This is a genomic window from Microlunatus aurantiacus (genome assembly GCF_039536605.1).
Taxonomy (GTDB): Bacteria; Actinomycetota; Actinomycetes; order Propionibacteriales; family Propionibacteriaceae; genus Microlunatus; species Microlunatus aurantiacus.
The window spans coordinates 103,536-119,107 of the sequence record NZ_BAAAYX010000009.1 but is presented as its reverse complement, the minus strand read 5'-3'; the positions used below and the strand labels follow the sequence as shown (position 1 = coordinate 119,107).

13 protein-coding genes and 2 tRNA genes are annotated in these 15,572 nt (G+C 70.9%); 8 read left to right on the top strand and 7 right to left on the bottom strand.

Annotation, left to right across the window (positions count from 1 at the left end; genetic code table 11):
- Positions 1-136 precede the first annotated feature (136 nt).
- Together ABD714_RS12110 and ABD714_RS12105 are read right to left on the bottom strand one after the other, a co-directional pair.
- Positions 137-844, bottom strand: a complete 708-nt coding sequence (locus tag ABD714_RS12110; RefSeq protein ID WP_344812611.1) for a WhiB family transcriptional regulator — start codon at positions 842-844, stop codon at positions 137-139.
- 206 nt (positions 845-1,050) lie between these two features.
- Positions 1,051-1,635, bottom strand: a complete 585-nt coding sequence (locus ABD714_RS12105; RefSeq protein ID WP_344812610.1) for a bacterial proteasome activator family protein — start codon at positions 1,633-1,635, stop codon at positions 1,051-1,053.
- A 243-nt stretch (positions 1,636-1,878) separates the two neighbouring features.
- On the opposite strand from ABD714_RS12105, the gene ABD714_RS12100 reads away from it, so the two are divergent.
- The 5 genes from ABD714_RS12100 to ABD714_RS12080 all read left to right on the top strand — a co-directional run bounded on the left by ABD714_RS12100 (position 1,879) and on the right by ABD714_RS12080 (position 9,039).
- Entirely contained in the window at positions 1,879-3,198 is a 1,320-nt protein-coding gene (locus ABD714_RS12100; protein WP_344812609.1) for an ABC transporter substrate-binding protein, read from the top strand.
- Between the two features lie 11 nt (positions 3,199-3,209).
- Positions 3,210-4,157, top strand: a complete 948-nt coding sequence (locus ABD714_RS12095; RefSeq protein WP_344812608.1) for a carbohydrate ABC transporter permease — start codon at positions 3,210-3,212, stop codon at positions 4,155-4,157.
- A complete protein-coding gene (locus tag ABD714_RS12090) occupies positions 4,154-5,062 on the top strand; it encodes a carbohydrate ABC transporter permease (protein WP_344812607.1) in 909 nt (302 codons plus the stop codon). The genes ABD714_RS12095 and ABD714_RS12090 overlap by 4 nt, the downstream gene beginning before the upstream one ends.
- 105 nt (positions 5,063-5,167) lie before the next feature.
- Positions 5,168-7,114 carry an ABC transporter ATP-binding protein gene (locus ABD714_RS12085; protein ID WP_344812606.1) on the top strand — a complete coding sequence of 649 codons (1,947 nt, stop codon included), beginning with the start codon at positions 5,168-5,170 and terminating at the stop codon, positions 7,112-7,114.
- Positions 7,111-9,039 (top strand): ABC transporter ATP-binding protein, encoded by a 1,929-nt coding sequence (locus ABD714_RS12080; RefSeq protein ID WP_344812605.1) that lies wholly within the window; start codon positions 7,111-7,113, stop codon positions 9,037-9,039. Before ABD714_RS12085 ends, ABD714_RS12080 begins: the two co-directional genes overlap by 4 nt.
- Before the next feature lie 28 nt (positions 9,040-9,067).
- Here ABD714_RS12080 and ABD714_RS12075 read toward each other — a convergent pair whose 3' ends face one another.
- Both ABD714_RS12075 and ABD714_RS12070 read right to left on the bottom strand, forming a co-directional pair.
- On the bottom strand, positions 9,068-10,237 hold the full coding sequence (locus tag ABD714_RS12075; protein WP_344812604.1) for a Gfo/Idh/MocA family protein: 1,170 nt from the start codon (positions 10,235-10,237) through the stop codon (positions 9,068-9,070).
- Entirely contained in the window at positions 10,234-11,220 is a 987-nt protein-coding gene (locus ABD714_RS12070) for an NAD(P)H-quinone oxidoreductase (protein WP_344812603.1), read from the bottom strand. Before ABD714_RS12070 ends, ABD714_RS12075 begins: the two co-directional genes overlap by 4 nt.
- Positions 11,221-11,400: 180 nt before the next feature.
- Between ABD714_RS12070 and ABD714_RS12065 the strand changes: the two genes are divergently transcribed.
- Both ABD714_RS12065 and ABD714_RS12060 read left to right on the top strand, forming a co-directional pair.
- Positions 11,401-11,490: transfer RNA gene (locus ABD714_RS12065), tRNA-Ser, on the top strand.
- A gap of 73 nt (positions 11,491-11,563) precedes the next feature.
- Positions 11,564-12,037 (top strand): hypothetical protein, encoded by a 474-nt coding sequence (locus ABD714_RS12060; RefSeq protein WP_344812602.1) that lies wholly within the window; start codon positions 11,564-11,566, stop codon positions 12,035-12,037.
- A gap of 14 nt (positions 12,038-12,051) precedes the next feature.
- Here ABD714_RS12060 and ABD714_RS12055 read toward each other — a convergent pair whose 3' ends face one another.
- Positions 12,052-13,611: an LCP family protein gene (locus ABD714_RS12055; protein ID WP_344812601.1), complete on the bottom strand. Its 1,560-nt coding sequence runs from the start codon at positions 13,609-13,611 to the stop codon at positions 12,052-12,054.
- Positions 13,612-13,875: 264 nt separating this feature from the next.
- On the opposite strand from ABD714_RS12055, the gene ABD714_RS12050 reads away from it, so the two are divergent.
- Positions 13,876-13,969 (top strand) — tRNA-Ser (locus tag ABD714_RS12050).
- A gap of 163 nt (positions 13,970-14,132) precedes the next feature.
- Here ABD714_RS12050 and ABD714_RS12045 read toward each other — a convergent pair.
- Together ABD714_RS12045 and ABD714_RS12040 are read right to left on the bottom strand one after the other, a co-directional pair.
- A complete protein-coding gene (locus ABD714_RS12045; protein WP_344812600.1) occupies positions 14,133-14,363 on the bottom strand; it encodes a hypothetical protein in 231 nt (76 codons plus the stop codon).
- Positions 14,363-15,568, bottom strand: a complete 1,206-nt coding sequence (locus ABD714_RS12040) for an inorganic phosphate transporter (RefSeq protein WP_344812599.1) — start codon at positions 15,566-15,568, stop codon at positions 14,363-14,365. The genes ABD714_RS12045 and ABD714_RS12040 overlap by 1 nt, the downstream gene beginning before the upstream one ends.
- Positions 15,569-15,572: the final 4 nt, after the last annotated feature.

Here is a 15,572-nt window from a genome sequence, read left to right as displayed (position 1 = left end):
CGTGCCGGTCGTGCCGGTCGTGCCGGTCGTGCCGGTCGTGCCGGTCGGCGGAACCAGACTCGGGTGAACGTGAGGGAACGCCCACCCGAGGCCCTGCGGTCTCCCAGGTGAGCGTTCTCTTGAAACGTATCGAAGATCAGGCCGCAGCGCGACGGTTTCCTGAGGTTTCGGCAAGAATTTCGGCCGTCGTACGCCGAACCCGGGTCTCGGTGGGCCGGGACGCGAGTCGGTTCCGCGTGGCAGAGGGCTCGTGCCGCTCCTGTCGCAGGTGCCGCTTCACCGTGGACAGCGAGCACCCGAGCCGGCGGGCGATCCGCTCCAGGCTCTCGTCGGGGTGCGTCCGACGCAGGCGTACGACCTCGTCGTGGTCGACCGTCCGCTGACCCCCCACGACGCCGGCGAGGCTGTCGAAGTCCTCGGGCTCCACCTCGACGCCGAGCCGGTTGCGCACCTCGGCCCGCTGCCGTGCGGTGGTGCCGGCCACGAAACCGGCCACGTCGTAGTCCACGACGGCGCGGTAGAGGCAGGCGCTGATCAGGGGGCAGGAGGCACACACCTCGGTGGCCTCGGCGGCCAGGGTCGCGTACTGCCGGCGGACCCGGGCCGGCGCGCTGGAGGTCGGCTCGGACTCCAGCGCCGGGTCCAGGAACACCTCGGGGACATCGGCGCAGGCCGGGCGGTCACCGTCGGCGCGGCGCGGGCGGGCTCCGTCGGCACCGGCCGGGGAGCAGGCGGCGAGCCGGCTGACGGCGGTCGGTCGGGCGGCGCCGCCTGAACGGGCACTGGTGGCACGGGCGGACGTGTCGATGACGGGGACGGCGGGTCGGTCGACGACGACGGTCATGGCGATCTCCAAGGGTCTTCTCGGCGCTTACGGGGCGCGGATGAGACGTTCCCCCTGGTCGATCGGTTCCCTCCGCGCTACAGAAGTTCCGGGTCGGATCTTCTGCTGCTCCCGAGTCCGTTGACGGCGTGCTGATACATCGTCGGACGATCGAGTCGCTGTGACCTGGGTCTCACGGAGAACTGCCTTCGGGGCGGGTCCCGGACTCAGAGGTACATGCCGTTGGACCCGGTCCCCGGTGGCCCCGCCTGGGGGTCGGCGCCGCTCTGGCCGACGGGCAGCGCGCGTCGCATCTGCTCCAGCTGGGCGCGGGCAGCCATCTGCTGGGCGAACAACGCGGTCTGGATGCCGTGGAACAACCCCTCGAGCCACCCCACCAGCTGTGCCTGGGCGATCCGCAGCTCGGCGTCGGTCGGCGTGACGTCCTCACTGAACGGCAACGTGATCCGCTCCAGCTCCGCCACCAGCTCGGGTGCCAGCCCCTCCTTGAGCTCCTCGATGGAGGCCGCGTGGATGCTGCGCAGCCGCTGCCGGCTCGCGTCGTCCAGCGGCGCTGCCTTCACCTCGTCCAGCAGCTGCCGGATCATGTTCCCGATCCGCATCACCTTGGCCGGCTGCTCGACCATGTCGGTGACCGACTTCGACGCCTCAGCCGGGTCCTCGACGTCCGGGGCGGGCGGACCCTCCACGGCCATCGAGGTGGGAGTGACCACGTACACGCGGCCGTCGTCGGTGGTGCCGGCGATGCCCCGGGCGGCGGGGTCCTCGGCGGGCTGCTGCTGCTCGGTCATGCGGGCGATCCTAGGTCGGCGGAAGGACAGGGCCGGTGGGCACCCGAGCCGCCAGGCCGCAAGACGAGCGTTCACATCTGCTCGCGCGCCGCGCTCGACACGGACCGGCGCCGTACTTACGCTGCGATCAACATGGTTCGAGCCGGTCCACCGACCGGTTCTCAGATGGACGCCGCTGCAGCCGCCCGTCGCGATCCTGCGATGCCTCGGGAGTGGTTCGGCGCGCAACAAAGGAGTTGTGAGATGAGCGCACCCGAACGATTCGCCGAGTTCAACCGACGTCGTTTCCTCCAGGTTCTCGGTCTCGGAGCCGCCGCCGTCGGCAGCGCCCCGCTGCTGTCCGCGTGCAGCGGCGGCAGCTCGGGCCTGTCCGGGGACACCGGCGGCGGCGAGGGCGGCAAGCCGACGATCAACCAGTGGTACCACCAGTACGGCGAGGCCGGCACCCAGCAGGCCGTCGAGAAGTACGCCAAGGACTACCCCGATGCCGCCGTGAAGGTCCAGTGGACGCCGGGCGACTACACCAGCAAGCTGAACAGCGGTCTGCTGTCGACCTCGGGGCCGGACGTGTTCGAGTCCGGGGTCAACATCGACCAGGTCAAGAGCAAGCAGGTCGTCGAGCTGGACGACCTGATCGCCGACGTCCGCGACGACTACTCCGAAGCCGACCTGAAGTCGGCCACGGTCGACGGCAAGGTCTACGCCATCAAGATGGTCGACGACATGGGCGTCCTCTACTACCGCAAGAGCGTGCTGGAGAAGGCCGGGGTGCAGCCGCCGACGACGGTCGACGAGCTGATCGCCGCCTCGAAGGAGCTGAGCACCAAGGACCAGAAGGGTCTGTTCATCGGCAACGACGCCGGCGTCACGCCCTCCTTCGGCGGCGGGTCGCTGCTCGGCCCGATCCTGTGGACGGTCGGCTCGGACTTCCTCACCGACGACAACAAGCCGGGGTTCCTGACCGACGACGTCAAGCAGAGCTTCGCCAAGATGCGGGAGCTGTTCGAGACCAAGTCGATCCTGCTGGGCTCGCCGACCGACTGGTGGGACCCGTCCTCGTTCACCCAGGGTCTGGCCGCGATGCAGTGGTGCGGGCTCTGGGCCATGCCCGGCATCCAGAAGGCCCTGGGCGACGACTTCGGGGTGGTGGCCTGGCCGAAGTTCAGCAGCTCCGTCGGCACCCCGTCGACCTTCGCCGGCGGGTGGGGCGCGATGGTCAGCGCCAAGGCCAAGGACGTCGAGGCGGCCAAGGCGTTCGTCAAGTGGCTGTGGGTGGACAACTCCGAGGCCCAGGAGGACTTCAACCTCTCCTACGGCTTCCACATCCCGCCGCGCAAGTCGCTGGCCGCCAAGGCCGAGAAGCTGCAGTCCGGCCCCGCCGCCGACGCGCTGAAGATCTTCAACGAGTCCGCCGTCGCCGCGAACCCGGCCTGGACGCCGAAGATGAACAACGCGTACGCCGACGCCGCGACCGCCATCGTGCGCAAGGGCGGTGACATCGACAGCAACCTGGCCACCTGCGAGAAGGCGGTCAACGCCGAGCTGTCTCGTCTGTTCGGCTGAGCCGGCCGGCCATGACTGCCACCGCGAGCCCGGCGCGGGCGACCAGCACGACGGTCGCCCCGCGCCGGGGGTCCGGCCGGATCCGTGGCGCCACGGGCGCCTTCTGGGTCTTCGTCGGCCCCTTCCTGATCGGGCTCTTCGTCTTCGTCTACGTGCCGATCATCTGGTCGGTCGTGCTGAGCTTCAACCGGGCTCAGAACACGGTCACCCCGAACGACTTCGTGGGCTTGCAGAACTACATCGACCTGCTCCAGCCGGGCCCGTTCCTGGACAGCCTGATCACGTTCACCGTCTTCGCGGCGCTGATCGTGCCGATCACCTTCGCGCTGTCGCTGGGCCTGGCGCTGCTGCTCAACCAGGTCCGCTTCGCCCGCGCGTTCTTCCGGTCGGTGTTCTTCCTGCCCACCGCCTGCTCGTACGTCGTCGCCTCGCTGGTCTGGAAGCTGTCGATCTTCAACGGCGTCCGGTTCGGTCTGGCCAACACCGTGCTGGGCTGGTTCGGGATCGACAACGTCGCCTGGTTGGCCACCACCGACCCACCCTGGTACTGGCTGGTCATCGTCACCGCCCGGCTCTGGCTGCAGGTCGGGTTCTACATGATCTTGTTCCTGGCCGGTCTGCAGCGGATCAGCCCGGAGCTCTACGAGGCCGCCGAGGTGGACGGCGCCCGCCCGGGCTGGCAGACGTTCCGCTTCATCACGTTCCCGCAGCTGCGGGCCACCTCGGTCGCGGTGCTCCTGCTGCTGCTGATCGCGGCGTACCAGGCCTTCGACGAGTTCTTCAACCTGCTGGGCAACAGCTCCTTCGCCCGGCCGCCGCTGGTCTACCTGTACTACACCGCCCAGGGCAACCAGGACTACGGCCACGGCACGGCCGGGGCGGTCATCCTGGCGCTGCTGATCATGATCGTGACGCTGTTGCAGGGCAAGATCTTCGGCTTCGGGAAGGCCAACGAATGAGCACCGTCACCGACGTCGACGGCCCGGTCGACCTGGACCGCTCGCCCTACCGGTCCCGCCGAGGGCGTCGCCGCACCCCGCTGACGGTCCTCGGGGCGGTGCTGCGCACCCTCGCGCTGCTGATCGCGACGGTGCTGTTCCTCATCCCCTTCTACCTGATCGTCCGCAACGCCCTGTCCAGCGACCTGGACATCACGTCGGCGGACTGGTCGTTCTTCCCGAGCACGATCCAGTGGGGCAACTTCGAGGAGCTCTTCACCGACCCCTCGGTCAACATCCTGCGGAGTCTGGCCAACTCGGCGATCATCGCGGTGCTCCAGACCGCCGGGCAGCTGCTGCTCAGCGCGATGGCGGGCTACGGCCTGGCCCGGATCCCGTACAAGCACGCGACCAAGATCTTCTACGGCATCCTCGTCACCTTGATGATCCCGCCGGCGGTGACCTTCATCCCCAGCTTCATCATCGTCAGCCAGCTGCGGTGGGTCGACACGCTGCAGGGGATCATCGTCCCGGTGCTGTTCTCCGGCTTCACCACGTTCCTGTTCCGGCAGTACTTCCTGAACTTCCCCAAGGAGCTCGAGGAAGCGGCCCGGGTGGACGGTCTGGGCTACTTCGGCGCCTTCTGGCGGGTGGTGGTGCCCAACTCCGGCGCCTTCTTCGCCGCCATCGCGGTGATCACCTTCATCGCCAGCTGGAACGCGTTCCTGTGGCCGCTGGTGATCGGTCAGGACAGCTCGATGTGGACGGTTCAGGTGGCGCTGTCCACCTTCCTGACCGCCCAGACCATCAACCTGCACGAGCTCTTCCTCGCGGCCGCGGTGTCCATCGTGCCGCTGGTGCTGGTCTTCGTGTTCCTGCAGCGCTACCTGGTCCAGGGGGTCGCCGAGACCGGTATCAAGGGCTGAGCCACGGTCCGGGTCGGCACGCGAGGCCTGCTGGCGGGCGCCGCCCCGCCCGGTGGCGAAACTCGGTGGTGAAGTGTCCCCGCCCGCTCCTAGGGTGGTCGGGTCATGCATGATTTCCCGCCGGTCGTCCCGGAGTTCAACGCCACCGCCGCCTCCGACGGCTCGGCTCCCCGGAGCACGGCCGGTCCGCGCTCGGCCACCTTCGCCGACCCCGACACCCGTTCGCCCGCCCGCTACCTGGGGTGGCTGCTGCGGCAGCAGTGGCCGCTGCTCGTGGTGCTCTGCGTGCTGGCCATGCTGCAGTGGCTGCCCGGTGCGGTGGGTCCGTACCTGGTCGGACGGATCATCGACGAGGGCATCCTCGGCGGTGACCGTTCGGCGGTCTGGCGCTACGCCGCGGGCCTGCTCGGTCTGGCCCTGGTGGGGGTCGTGGCCGGCGTCCTCGGTCACACGCTGGTGGTCCGGTCCTGGCTGATCGCCATGTACGGGTCGATGCAGCTGGTCACCCGCAAGACCACCCAGATGGGTCACGTGCTGCCCCAGCGGGTGCCGACCGGCGAGGTGCTCAGCGTGGCCGGCGGCGACTCCGACCAGATGGGTGCCCTGACCGAGGTGCTGACCCGGGCGGTCGGCGCCCTGCTGGCGTACCTGGTGATCGCCGCCATCGTGCTGCGGACGTCGCTGGAGCTCGGTCTGGTCGTGCTCCTGACCGCCCCGCTGCTGGTGATCCTGGCCCTGCCGCTGCTCCGGCCGCTCGAGCGCCGCCAGGAGCGCGAACGCACCCGGCTGTCCGATCTGACCTCGCTGGCGACCGACATCGTCGCCGGGCTGCGGATCCTGCGGGGCATCGGCGGTGAGAGGACATTCGCCGGCAACTACGCGGAGCAGTCCCAGCTCACCCGGGCGGCGGCCGTCTCGGCCGGCCGCTGGCAGGCCGCCGTGGACGCCGCCAGCGTGCTGTTCTCCGGCATGTTCCTGGTCACGTTGACCGTGCTCGGCGCCCAGAAGGTGGCCGGCGGTGAGCTGCAGATCGGCCAGCTCGTGAGCTTCTTCGGGTACGCGGTGTTCATGGTCTGGCCCATCCAGACCTTCTTCGAGCTCGCCCAGAAGTGGGTCCGGGCCATCATCGCGGCCCGCAAGACGGTGGCCGTCATGGAGCAGCAGCCGCCGTGGCGGGAGCCCGCCGAGCGGCTGACCCTGCCGCGCGGCGCGGAGCTGACCGACCACGAGTCCGGCTTCGTGGCCCGGCCGGGTGAGTTCAGCATCGTGGTCTCGGCCACGCCGGAGGACTCGGCCGCCCTGGCGGACCGTCTCGGTCGCTATCTGCCGGCCGACCACGACCCGGTCAGCCTGGACATCGAGGACGGGCTCGGCCGGCGTGCGGCACGCCGGGCCCGGCAGCAGCGGCGGGAGGAGCGGGACCGGCTGAAGGCCCGCGACGCCGAGCTGGCCACCCGCCGGTGGGGCGTCACCCTCGGGTCGGTCGACCTGGCCGACGTGCCGATCGACGACGTCCGGAGCACCGTGCTGGTCAGCCACACGGCGGCCGCGGTGTTCGCCGGCACCCTGCAGGACACGGTCGACCCGGCCGGCCGGCTCAGCCGCGAGGAGGCCGAGCGGGCGCTGCTGACGGCCGCGGCCGAGGACGTGTTCGACCTGATGCCCGGGGGCTGGCAGGGCGTCATCGACGAGCGCGGCCGAGGTCTGTCCGGTGGGCAGCGCCAACGTCTCGTGCTGGCCCGTGCCCTGGCGGCCGACCCGGAGATCCTGGTGCTGGTCGAGCCAACGTCCGCGGTGGACGCGCACACCGAGGCCATGATCGCGGCCCGACTGCCGGAGCACCGGCGCGGCCGGACGACAGTGGCCATGACCGTGTCGCCGCTGATGCTGCACCACGCCGACCGGGTCGCGTTCCTGGAGGGCGGCACCGTCACCGACGTGGGCAGCCACGACGACCTGCTGACCCGCAACGCCGACTACCGACGGGTGGTCGTCCGCGCCTTCGACGACGACGCCGATGCCCCGAGCAACCACGAAGGACTCCTGTCATGACCGAGCTAGCCACCCGGCTCCCCGGGTCGGCCGAGACCTGGCGCGAGACACCTGCCGCTCCGCGGGTGCCGCCGTCGCTGGTGCCGCCGACCGGGGTCTCGGCCGGCGAGCGGCTGCGGGCCTGGCGCGGTCGGCACCTGGAGCGCGAACAGCGGGCGCGGAACACGTACGCGTCCTCCCGCAGTCCCGAGCGGGGGCTGCCGGTGGCGAGCACCCCGGTGGTGGTGGCCTTCCTGAAGGACCTGCTGCGGACCCGTCGTGGTCTGGTCGCGCTGTTGCTCGGGCTGCACGCCCTGGCCGCGGTGGCCGGACTGGTCGTGCCGCGGATCCTGGGCAACCTGGTCGACGAGGCCGCCGCCCCGGGCACCCCGGTGGCCCGGCTGACCTCGCTCGGGCTGGCCGTCGGTGCGGTCGTGGTGATGCAGGCGCTGCTCACCTTCGGCGCCCTGTTCACCTCGACGGTGCTCGGTCAGGACGTCCTGGCCAGTGCCCGTGAGCACATCGTGCGGACGGTGCTGCGACTGCCGCTCGGCCGGGTGGAGAGCGCAAGCTCCGGCGACCTGGTCACCCGGGTCACCCGGGACGTCTCGACGATGAGCGAGAGCGTCCGCTTCGGTCTGCCCGAGGTGGTGATCGCGGCGGTGACCACGGTGCTGACGCTGGTCGCCATGCTGCTCAACTCACCGCTGCTGACCCTGCCGCTGCTCGTGACCGCCCCCTTGCTGGTCGTCTCCGTGAGGCGCTACCTGGTCCGGGCGCCGAAGGGCTACATCACCGAGGGCTCGACGTACTCCACCATCAACACCACCCTGACCGAGACAGTGGAGGGGGCGCGCACGGTCGAGGCGTTCGGCCTGCAGCACACCCGGGTGACCGTCGGCGACGAGGACATCGCGGTCTCGGCGCAGGCCGAGCGCTACACCATGGCCCTGCGCAACATCCTGTTCTCCTTCATCGGCCTGGCCTACGACACCCCGCTGGTGATGGTGATGGTCCTCGGGGCGATCGGGTACGGCAACGGCTGGCTGACGATGGGTCAGATCACGGCGGCCACCTTGTACGTGCAGGCCATGGTCGAGCCGCTCGAGCGGCTGATCCGCAACCTGGACCGGCTGCAGGTCGGCGTCGCCTCGACGACCCGGCTGCTGGGCATCGCCGAAGTGCCGCAGGACCGGGTGGCCGGTGACGAGCGGCCGCACGGGACCCAGCTGGTGGGACGAGACCTGCGGTTCTCCTACCGGGAGGGTCACGAGGTGCTGCACGGGGTGTCGCTGGAGCTGACCCCGGGCGAGCGGCTGGCCATCGTGGGACCGAGCGGCTCGGGCAAGTCGACCCTCGGGCGGCTGCTGTCGGGGATCAACCCCCCGCAGTCGGGGCGGGCGACCGTCGGCGGCGTCGACCTGGTCGCCCTGCCGGTGGACCAGCTGCGGACCGAGGTCGCCCTGGTCACCCAGGAGCACCACGTGTTCTCCGGCACCATCCGGGACAACATCGTGCTGGCCCGGGAGGACTCCAGCGACGAGGCGGTGGCGGCGGCGCTGCGGGCGGTGGACGCGTACGACTGGGTGGACAAGCTGCCGAAGAAGCTGCGCACGGTGATCGGCGCCGGGAACCTCACCCTGACGCCGGCGCAGGCGCAGCAGATCGCGCTGGCCCGGTTGGTGGTGGCCGATCCGCACACCCTGGTGCTGGACGAGGCCACCTCGCTGATCGACCCGCGGACGGCCCGGCACCTGGAGGGGTCGATGGCCTCCCTGCTGGACGGTCGGACGGTGGTCGCCATCGCCCACCGCCTGCACACCGCGCACGACGCCGACCGGATCGCCGTGGTCATCGACGGCGACATCGCCGAGCTCGGCAGTCACGACGAGCTGGTCGCCGCTGACGGGGAGTACGCCGCCCTCTGGCGGGCCTGGACCAGCTGATCGCCGTTCGTGGACCGGCGATCGGTGCTCAGGCCTGGCCGGCGTCGAAGTAGGCGACCAGGTCCGGGTCGAGCTCCGGCACGACCCGAGTCGAGCCGTCACCCCGCAGCGACTCGGTGGCCACCACCCCGGCGGCGACGGCCTCCCGGGCGGCCACCGGAGAGGTCTCGGTGGGCTCGCCGGTGCGGACGAAACGGAGGAACTCCGCGACCATGACCGCATCGGCACCGCCGTGGCCCTCCGGTGTGCCGCCGATCTCGGTCTCGTCGTCCGGCCGGGCCCAGCTCGGGTGCCGGTGGTCCCAGACCGCGATCCGGCCGCCGGGTCCGTCGCCGAGGTTCTCCACCCGGCCGGCGTCGCCGATGACGGTGTAGCTGCGCCAGTAGTCCGGGGTGAAGTGGCACTGCGCGTACGAGGCCAGCACCCCGTTGTCCAGCTCCATCGTCATCAGCGACAGGTCCTCGACGTCGACGGTCGGGTTCAGGCCGGTCAGCGCGGTGGGGGGCCACCCGGTGGGGTCGTGCCAGTCGGTCATCCGGGCCCCGCCGGGCTCCCGGCGCGCGTCGATCTCGCCGTACACGGCCAGTCGTCCCATCGCCGAGGTCCGGCGCGTGTACCCCCCGGACAGCCAGTGGATGACGTCGAGGTCGTGCGCGCCCTTCTGCAGCAGCAGACCGGTCGAGTGCCGCCGGTCCGCGTGCCAGTCCCGGAAGTAGAAGTCGCCGCCGTGGCCGACGAAGTGGCGGCACCACACCGACCGGACCCGGCCGATCCGGCCGCTGGTGATCACGTCGCGGAGCTGGCGGACCACCGGCATGTGCCGCATGTTGTGGCCGACGTAGAGCCGGGTGAGGGTCCGGTGCGCGGTGGCCAGCACGTCGTCGCAGTCGGCGATGCTGGTGGCCAGCGGCTTCTCGCAGAACACCGGCAGCCCGGCTTCCAGGGCCGCGACGGCGACGTCGTGGTGGGTGTCGTCGGGACTGAGCACCATCACCGCCTCGACGCCGGAGGCGAGCAGCTCGTCCAGCGACTCGGCCAGCCGCACCGAACCGCCCAGTGCGCTCCGCGCGTCGTGGCGACCCCGCTCGCTCGGGTCCAGCACAGCGGTCACGTCGCCGAGACCGGAGTCGACCACGGTCCGGGCCAGCGACGCCCGCAGCCCGAAGCCGACGACACCGACGCGTACGGGCGCGGTCACGGCTTGCTGACGGTGAGGACGACCTTGCCGAGGTTGTCGCCCGACTCCAGGTGGGAGTGGGCGGACACGACGTCGGCCAGGGAGAAGCGGGACTGCGGGGCGGGGGCGATCGAGCCGTCGCCGACCAGCGGCCAGACCGCCTCCTCGACCCGGCGGCAGATGGCCGACTTCTCCTGGACCGGCCGGCTCCGCAGGGTGGTCGCGATCACCCGCCCGCGGACGGTCAGCAGCCTGCCCAGGTCGAGGGTGCCCTGCCGGCCACCCTGCAGCCCGATGACGACCAGCCGACCGCCGGTGGCCAGCAACCCGACGTGCTCGCCCAGGTAGGTCGCACCCATCACGTCCAGGATGACGTCGACCCCGCGCCGGTTGGACAGGTCGCGGACCGCGGCGATCCAGTCGTGGCGGTAGGAGATGGCGAGGTCGGCGCCGATCGACCGGCAGTAGGCGAGCTTGTCCGGGCTGCCGGCCGTGGTCGCCACGGTCGCTCCGAGCGCCTTGGCGTACTGCACCGCCATCGAGCCGATGCCACCGGCGCCGCCGTGGATCAGCACCACGTCGCCCTCGCCCACGTCGGCGATGTCGAAGTTGGACACGACCGTCGCGGCGACCTCGACCAGGCCGGCGGCGGTGATGAGGTCAACCCCGTCCGGTACCGAGAGCAGCTGGCCCACCGGCACCACGACGTGCTCGGCGTAACCGCCCGAGGCGAGCAGGGCCAGACACGGGTCCCCCACCGTCCAGCGGCCGTCGGTGGTGTCCGGCCCGAGGGCGCTGATGTACCCGGAGCACTCCATCCCGAGCACGTCGTCGGCGCCGGGGGGCGGGGGATAGTGGCCCTGGCGCTGGAGCAGGTCGGCGCGGTTGATCCCGGCGGCGACCACCCGGACCAGCGCCTCGCCGGCCCCCGGCACGGGCACCGCCCGATCGGTCAGAACGAGCCGGTCGGGCCCGCCGGGCTCGGGGACGGTGACAGCCTGCATGCCCGCCAGCGTGCCACACGGACCCGGTCGACCGGAGACGCCGCGTCCTGCGTGGCGTACGCCTCGACTGGTGCTTCCGGGCCGCTTCCGGGCGTGGTGAAGCCGCCCGAACTCACCTCTCGGCGAGCCGGCTCGGCGGCGTACGACCTCGTGACGACCACTAGGATGACGGCGACCCCGGGCGAGGTCGCATAGTGGACTAGTGCAGCCGCCTTGAAAGCGGCCGAGCGGCTCAACACCGTTCCGTGGGTTCGAATCCCACCCTCGCCGCCCGATCGCAGAGACCGACCTGCCGACCCACCACTCCGACCCACCACCTTCCGACGATGCGAGGACACCCCAGGTGAGCAACCCGGCGCTACGCCCCGAGGACCACCAGCGCTTCGTGCTGCGGTCGACCCCACCGCTGCGGGCCTACCTGCTGGCGGCGATCGGCTCGATGGTCGGGGCGGTGCTGATCGTGGGCTGGCAGTCCGGCTGGCCCCTCGCCCTCGGGGTGGTCGGGATCGTGCTCGCCACCGTGGCGCTGCTGCTGGCGCTGGCCGCCACCGTGCTCACCCGGCGCTTCCAGACCACGCTGCTGGTGGCCCGCGACACCTTGACCCTGGTCTCCGGTCGCCGGCGCACCGTCTTCAGCTGGCGCGACATCGCCGAGATCAACGTCGTCGGGGCGCGTCTGGTGGTCACCCCGATCGACCAGAGCCGGCCCACTGTCGCGTACGTCAACCCGCGCCAGGTCGAGCAACCATCGTTCCGGGCGCTCGCGATGCTGCTGGCCGAGCGGTTGGACGCCAGCCGCGGCTACCGGGTGGACTAGTCCGGGGCCTTGGCTCAGCGCGCCGGCTGGGCCGTGGCCGCGACCGACGGCTGGTAGGCGCACGAGTCGGCGACGTCCTCGCTGGCCTTGCCGTCTCCCGACGAGGCGGGTTTGGTGGACTTCTTCTTGCTCGACGACGGCGACGGCGAGGGGGCCTCGGTCCTGGTCTCCTTGAGCGCCGACTTGACCCGCTTCCGCATCAGGGCGAAGTCGGGGTTCGGGCTGGAGAAGCCGTCGACGCCGTGCTTGAAGACGACGCTGCGGACGTTGCCGTCCTTGACCCGCAGGGACAGGTCGACCATCAGCGGCAGCACCTCCCGCGGCATGTCGGTCTTCACGATGTCCTTGCCGGCCTTGGCGATGTCCTCGTAGCGGGCCAGCATGTTCGCGGGGTTAGCCTGCTTGATCACCGCGTCGATCACGCACCGCTGGCGGTCCATCCGGGCGAAGTCGTCGGAGCCGTAGCGGCCGCGGGCGTACCACAGGGCCTCGCGCCCCTTCAGGTGCTGGTTCGGGCCGGGCTTCAGGTACTCGTCCGGCGGGCGGCCGAGGTCGGTGTTGCCGCCGATCGGGATGTAGGTGTTGATGTTGACCGTGATCCCGCCGAGGGCGTTGACCATCTTCTCGAAGCCCGCGAGGTTGATCTCGACGTAGTAGTCGATGTCCAACCCGGTGGCCGCTCCCACGGACAGCTTCATCACGTCGGCGCCGAGGTTGTCGGTCTCCCCGAGGAGGTCCTCGGGGATCCGCGCGGGGACGTTGTCGTACATCGCGTTGAGGAAGTACTCCGGGTTGTTCCCGTCCCCGTCGGTGAAGCCGTTCGGGTAGTACTTGCGCAGCGGTGAGTCGGAGGGGAACGGCATCCGCCCGGTGTTGCGGGGCAGGCTGACCAGCGTCGTGTTGCCGGTCCTGGTGTCGATGCTGGCCACGATCACGGTGTCGGTGCGGGTCCCGGTCCGGCCCTTGCCGGCGTCGCCGCCGAGCAACAGCAGGTTCAACCGCGGCTTCTTCTCCCACGGGTCCGCCGACGGCTGGGGGTCGCCGGGCTCCGCTTGGGGGTCCCAGCCGTTGGGGCGGGTGGCGGACTTGGTGTCCTTCTCGCTCTTGAACACCGAGCTCACCAGGGCGGCCTGGTCGTAGCTGTAGCGCGCCGCCACCGCCATCGGCGCGGCCACCGCGAAAGCCAGGACGCCGACGAGCGCCCCGCCGATGAGCCGCTGCGGGCGGGTGGGGTTGCCGCGGAGTGCGAGGTGGGTGGCGACCACGACACCGACCCAGGCCACGGCGGTGATCGCGAGAGCCACCGCCAGACCGTTCAGCATGGACGGTTGGACCGCCATGGCGGCCACGGCCTGCGGATCGCTGATGGCCCAGCCCGCCAGGACGATCACGGCCCCGACGAAGACCGCGAGCACGATGCCACCGGCGACGCGGCGCTTGGCGGCGATCAGTCCGAGTCCCGGGATGAGCGTCCCGGCGACGGTGAACGCCACGGTGCGGCGGAAGTGGGGATCGGTGTCGGCCCGACGCGGACCTCGGCCGGTACGCCCCCCGACCGGCTGCTCGTCGGACATCCACCCTCCCCACTCGCTGTGGGCAGGCGCGTGAAGGCCAGCCCTTGGTCTCATTGCGTGTCGCTGCACCGCGGTCTGGGCGGTGTCTGATAACGAGGCGCGGAGCAACTGTACGTGGAACGGGGACACCGGCACCACGTGAAGTGTTCATCGAGGGTTCACGCTTTGCCCCGGTCGACGCGCGCCGGTACTCTTGCCGGGCGGTTCTGCGGGTCGTCCTCGAGGTCAGTCAGCCTTGGTGGACCCACAGGTCGTACGCATTGGGGAGGCGTCGCCTAGTCCGGTCTATGGCGCCCGCCTGCTAAGCGGGTTTGGGTCTTAAAGCCCATCGCGGGTTCAAATCCCGCCGCCTCCGCCATCGTGCAGCACTCGCCCGGGTCGATCACGGCCCGGGCGAGTGTCGTCTCCCGGACGTCCAAGGCAGGGGAACGGCAGCTGCACCGTCTGACCGCAGCTGCACCGGCTGTAGCGGGTGCAGCTGCTTCCGGAGGGTGCGCGTCGGCGGAGGGGGTGCGGCTGCGCTAGTGGAGGGCCGGCACGATCAGGTAGATGCCGAACAGCACCACCAGGCCGGCGAGACCGAGCAGGCCGTAGCCGGTGGTCCGGACCCCGACCGAGCGGTGCGACTGGTTGGCCGCGACGGTGGCCTGCGAGACCAGCCGGATGCCGGCCGACAGCAGCACGGTGAACACCAGGGTGGCCACGACCGCGACGACGGCGACGATGCCGAGGGCGGCCCAGTCGATCTTCATCAGGCGACGCTCTTCTGCTTCTTGCGCTTGTGCTTGGACTTGCTCCCGGACAGCCGGGGGTCGTCGGGGTAGGTCTGCGGGGCCGCGGACGCCAGGACCATCACCTCGGCGCTGTCGGTCACGTTGCGGTGGGTGATCTGGTTCCGGCGCGAGATCAGCCAGATGACGGTGCAGGCCGCGGCCAGCAGGACGAGCAACGCGATCACCCCGGGGACGCCGTGACCGGACAGCAGAGCCGCCAGACCGCCGACCAGGGCGGCGCCGGGCAGGGTCAGCAGCCAGGCCACCCCCATCCGGCGGGCGACGCTCCAGCGGACCTCGGCACCCCGGCGACCCAGCCCCGAGCCGACGATGCTGCCGGTGGCGACGTGGGTGGTGGACAGACCGAAGCCGAGGTGGGCCGACGCGAGGATCGTGGCCGTCGTGGCGGCGCCCGAGGCAGCCCCCTGCGGTGTCTCGATCTCGACGATGCCCTTGCCCATGGTCCGCATGATCCGCCAGCCACCCGAGTAGGTGCCCAGTCCGATGGCCAACCCGGCGGCGAGCACCACCCACCAGTGCGGCCCGGTGCCCGAGGCCTGGAAGCCGGACACGATCAGGACCAGCGTGATGACCCCCATCGTCTTCTGGCCGTCGGAGGTGCCGTGCGCCAGCGCGACGAGGGACGCGGTGAACGCCTGCCCGTACTTGAAGCCGGTCTCGCTGTACTTGCTGGGGGTGCGCCGGGTGATCCGGTACGCCAGCGCGGTGGCCGCGGCGGCGGCCAACCCGGCCACGGTGGGCGCGACGAGGGCCGGCAGCAGGACCTTGGACACGATCACCGAGTAGTTCACGCTGGCCAGCCCGGCGCCGACGATGACGGAGCCGATCAGACCGCCGAACAGGGCGTGGGAGGAGCTGGACGGCAGCCCGAGCAACCAGGTGAGCAGGTTCCAGACGATCGCGCCGACGAGTCCGGCCAGCACGATGGGAGCGGTGACCAGCTTGTCGTCGAAGAACCCGCCGGAGATCGTCTTCGCCACCTCGGTGGACAGGCAGGCGCCGACCACGTTCAGCACGGCCGCGATGATCACTGCCGTCCGCGGCGTGAGCGCACCGGTGGCGATCGGCCCGGCCATCGCGTTGGCGCTGTCGTGGAACCCGTTGGTGAAGTCGAAGATCAACGCGACCACGATGACGGCGATCACCACGAACAGCAGGCTCACGTGT

Coding starts and splice junctions, on each gene's coding strand:
- ABD714_RS12110 (WP_344812611.1), bottom strand. CDS start 844: ATGACCGTCGTCGTCGACCGACCCGCCGTCCCCGTCATCGACACGTCC.
- ABD714_RS12105 (WP_344812610.1), bottom strand. CDS start 1,635: ATGACCGAGCAGCAGCAGCCCGCCGAGGACCCCGCCGCCCGGGGCATC.
- ABD714_RS12100 (WP_344812609.1), top strand. CDS start 1,879: ATGAGCGCACCCGAACGATTCGCCGAGTTCAACCGACGTCGTTTCCTC.
- ABD714_RS12095 (WP_344812608.1), top strand. CDS start 3,210: ATGACTGCCACCGCGAGCCCGGCGCGGGCGACCAGCACGACGGTCGCC.
- ABD714_RS12090 (WP_344812607.1), top strand. CDS start 4,154: ATGAGCACCGTCACCGACGTCGACGGCCCGGTCGACCTGGACCGCTCG.
- ABD714_RS12085 (WP_344812606.1), top strand. CDS start 5,168: ATGCATGATTTCCCGCCGGTCGTCCCGGAGTTCAACGCCACCGCCGCC.
- ABD714_RS12080 (WP_344812605.1), top strand. CDS start 7,111: ATGACCGAGCTAGCCACCCGGCTCCCCGGGTCGGCCGAGACCTGGCGC.
- ABD714_RS12070 (WP_344812603.1), bottom strand. CDS start 11,220: ATGCAGGCTGTCACCGTCCCCGAGCCCGGCGGGCCCGACCGGCTCGTT.
- ABD714_RS12055 (WP_344812601.1), bottom strand. CDS start 13,611: ATGTCCGACGAGCAGCCGGTCGGGGGGCGTACCGGCCGAGGTCCGCGT.
- ABD714_RS12045 (WP_344812600.1), bottom strand. CDS start 14,363: ATGAAGATCGACTGGGCCGCCCTCGGCATCGTCGCCGTCGTCGCGGTC.